Here is a 3,704-nt window from a genome sequence, read left to right as displayed (position 1 = left end):
CGATTCATCCACGGCTCACTTCCTGTCGCATTTCATTCACCTGAACAAAACACATACCACAAAAGAATGATGATGCAAGTTAATCGCAATGACTGCGATTTACAACTTGATGGCTGAGCGGCTGCCCCCGGATGTAGGCGGTTACCATTGATCTGATTGGCTCGCCACGGGGGAATGCGGCAGATTCTCAATCTCATTTGCGGGTGACCAAACTTTAGCTTACATACTTATGGTGCGGATGTTTCTTGAATTTTTGGAGCATCTCAATGCGGGACCAATTGCCCAGGAAGACCATACTGATCATTGAGGACAATGCCCTCAGTTTGAAGCTTTTTAACGACATTCTTCAGGCCAGAGGCTACTCCACCCTGCAAGCAATGGATGGTCGCGAAGCCAAAGAGATTGTCGAGCAGAGCCGCCCAAATCTTATCCTTTTGGATATCCAGTTGCCGGGGGTTTCCGGCCTAGATTTCGCCCGCGTACTGAAGGAAGATGCTGAACTTCAAGCGATCCCTATCATCGCGGTAACCGCGTTTGCTATGAAGGGTGACGAGGAGCGAATCCTTGAAAGCGGTTGTGACGCCTACCTCGCCAAGCCCATCTCAATTGAAAAATTCCTGAACAAGGTGAGTGAATTTTTGGGATAGCTATTTCTGCCGTAAAGGGGGGGGGCTTCCAGGGGAAAGTAACGGGGATATTGGCCAATACCTTGTAGGCTTATCGTCATGCGGCTTTAGTCATCGCCTTGCCGTCCCATCTTCCCAAGGAAATCGCCGAAATCCTTGGCCTCACGGAAGTTCCGATAGACCGACGCATAGCGAAGATAGGCGACCTGATCCATCTCCATCAGCACATCCATGACCAGTTCGCCGATGAGCTTGGACGGAACCTCGTTCTCCCCCAAGCTCTCCAGGCGGCGATGGATGCCATTGACGATGCGTTCGATCTGCTCCTCATCCACGGGACGTTTCCGCAAGGCGATCTGAAGCGATTTGACCACCTTGTCGCGGTCAAAGGTGGAGCGGCTGCCGTCCTTCTTGATCACCACCAGATCGCGGATTTGCACCCGCTCGAAGGTGGTAAAGCGTGATGCACAGGCAGGGCAAGCCCGGCGGCGACGGATGGATGCATTGTCATCGGTAGGGCGGGAATCTTTCACCTGGGTGTCGTCATGTCCGCAAAAAGGACAACGCATGCTCGCCTCCTCCCAATCGATGTTCCGGCTGATCATTCAGGAAATGGTCGCAGCCAGCAAGAACAGCGGATGACCGAGACAGGAATTTCAATCCGCAGCGTAGACGTGCCCCGGTGGTCGTGCGGTGACGTGGGCTGGGGGCCGTTTACATATTCGTTGCGTGGGCCAACGATTTGTAACGAGCGGGCTATCGGGGGTCGCTACGGATTGACCTTGCCATTCATGCTGCGGTAAAACTCAAGGTAGAAATTCTGGATGTCAGATTTCTGTGCCCCGCAGGAAACACACGGTGTTGGCATCTGTGATTTGATACGCAGGAACCTGCAATGATAGATGATGGGCGAAATCAGCATGGAGGTGACCAGGATATTGGCCGCCTGCTGAATCTCGTCGAAATCCCAGAATGCCAGAGCATGATCCAGCCGATCATTGACCACCTACCGTGTGGGGTGTCGCTGTTTGATCAGTCCCTGAACATGGTTGCCTGCAATGGGGTGTTTCGGCGTCTGCTGGACTTTCCTGATGAACTGTTCGCAGCAGGCCTGCCCACGTTGAGAAATCTCGCCACATTCAATGCCCAACGCGGTGAATATGGCCCCGGTAAACCAGACGAACTCGCTGAAGAGGTTGTGCTTCGAACTAAGTCCATGGAACCGTACCAATTTGAACGTGTCCGTCCCGATGGCACCATCTTGGAAATTGCCGGGCGTCCAATTCCCGCCGGTGGATTCGTCACCCTGTACACGGACATCACAGAACGTCGTGCTTTGGTAGAACGCAGCCGCGATCTTGAAGCCCTGAACCTGGAACTCACCGACACTGTTGCGGCTCTCGCAGCATCAAATGCCGAACTCCACGCTGCACGGGAAGAGCTTGAACATCTGGCACAGCGAGATGGCCTGACTGGGGCTTGGACCCGTCGAAGAATTGAAGAAACCGCCCAGCAGGAAATGTTGCGAAAGACGAGGTATGGACATCCCGTATCGCTACTCTTCATCGATCTTGACCATTTTAAGCGGATCAACGACACCCACGGCCATGCGGTTGGTGATGATGTTTTGAAAGCCTTCTGCAATATCGCCCGAAAGTGCATGCGGTCTACCGATCTCCTTGGTCGCTGGGGTGGTGAGGAGTTCGTGATCCTTATGCCTAACAGCGGGGTGATGATCGCCAGCCTTCTCGCTGAACGAATTCGCAAGGCCACAATGGCCTATGAATTCTCTGTTGTCGGACGTGTTACTGCCAGTCTCGGTGTCGCGGAATGCCGGGAAGAAGAATCTTGGGAATCCTGGCTCTCCAGGTCTGATGCCGCCCTATATGCCGCAAAGGCAGGTGGTCGGAACCAAGTGATCAAGGATGCGACCCATCCGGGCGAGACCGGAGAAGCAGAACTTCTTTATCTGGCGTATATGCGGCTGGGATGGCGAAAGGCATACGAGTCCGGTCATTCTTTGATCGATAGCCAGCACCGCGATCTGTTTGATCTCGCCAACAATCTTCTGACTTCGGTGCTCGGAGATCGACCAGATGATGAAGTTGTTCCCCAGGTCGAATCGCTTGTGGCCGACCTCGCCAAGCACTTTCATGATGAAGAGATGATTTTTAGGTCAGTAGGCTACGCGGCTGCCGATGAACATGCCGAAACCCACAAATCCTTGATCGATCATGCCAACAATCTAGTGGAAAGTTTCAAGCAAGGAGAATTGTCGGTTGGCGAGCTTTTCAACTATCTCGCTTATGACTTCATCGCCAAGCACATGCTATCTGAGGATCGAAAGTTCTTTAGCTTGATACAGGCTGAATTCACTGCGGCAGGCTGAATCCAGATGGACGCACCGATTTGCGACGACTTGTAACAATGGTTGATATGCAGGATTCTGCTGATTGACCTAAAGACGAGAACTCCCTCATACTTTTAATAGAACTTTCGTAGGTGGGGGCCATGCGTCTTCGGTGGCAAGACTCGATGATTTTGGGCGTGCCTGAGATGGATGCATCTCATCGGCACCTTTTTCATCTGCTTGATGCCGTTGCCTTGGCGGTTGATGCTCGGATGTTGGAAGCCGCCCAGATTTCGGTTGGAGAATTCCTGGATGCGGCATTTCTGCATCTTGCCGGAGAAGAAGCCCTATTTGACCGAGTCGCAGGTCAACACGATGGGGCTCGACATGTAGCCACCCATAATGAAGCCCGGAGAACTTTCAAACGGCTTCATTCAGCAATCTGCGACAATTCCGACCTGAACGAAGCACCATTCTGGACGGTTTGATCCCTGACATGATCATACGACTTCACCAGGAGGACACGGCCTTGGCATCCGCGTTGCTAAATTGAGCCAAGCTCGGACGTTTCAATAATGAATAATCCGATGACGGCATTGGGCGATAACGACGGTATCAGCGGCTTGCTGACACTCGCCAGTTCTCCAGAATGCCGCCACATCATCCAGTCGATTATCGACCACCTTCCATGCGGCGTAACGCTGTTCGATCAGAACCTGGAGATGATA

4 protein-coding genes are annotated in these 3,704 nt (G+C 52.7%); 3 read left to right on the top strand and 1 reads right to left on the bottom strand.

Features of this window, described 5'->3' with window-relative positions; translation table 11 throughout:
• Positions 1-266 precede the first annotated feature (266 nt).
• Positions 267-647, top strand: a complete 381-nt coding sequence (locus tag H261_RS22550; RefSeq protein ID WP_008622485.1) for a response regulator — start codon at positions 267-269, stop codon at positions 645-647.
• Between the two features lie 86 nt (positions 648-733).
• Here the strand turns inward: H261_RS22550 and nrdR are convergent, their stop codons facing one another.
• A complete protein-coding gene (gene nrdR, locus H261_RS22545) occupies positions 734-1,195 on the bottom strand; it encodes a transcriptional regulator NrdR (RefSeq protein WP_040477340.1) in 462 nt (153 codons plus the stop codon).
• 413 nt (positions 1,196-1,608) lie between these two features.
• Here nrdR and H261_RS24390 point away from each other — a divergent pair, with 413 nt between their 5' ends.
• Positions 1,609-3,015 carry a diguanylate cyclase gene (locus tag H261_RS24390; protein WP_081609045.1) on the top strand — a complete coding sequence of 469 codons (1,407 nt, stop codon included), beginning with the start codon at positions 1,609-1,611 and terminating at the stop codon, positions 3,013-3,015.
• A gap of 122 nt (positions 3,016-3,137) precedes the next feature.
• On the top strand, positions 3,138-3,464 hold the full coding sequence (locus H261_RS25225) for a hemerythrin domain-containing protein (protein WP_152427083.1): 327 nt from the start codon (positions 3,138-3,140) through the stop codon (positions 3,462-3,464).
• Positions 3,465-3,704 lie beyond the last annotated feature (240 nt).

The sequence above is a fragment of the Paramagnetospirillum caucaseum genome, from assembly GCF_000342045.1.
Taxonomy (GTDB): Bacteria; Pseudomonadota; Alphaproteobacteria; order Rhodospirillales; family Magnetospirillaceae; genus Phaeospirillum; species Phaeospirillum caucaseum.
This window is presented reverse-complemented; position numbering and strand designations above follow the sequence as displayed.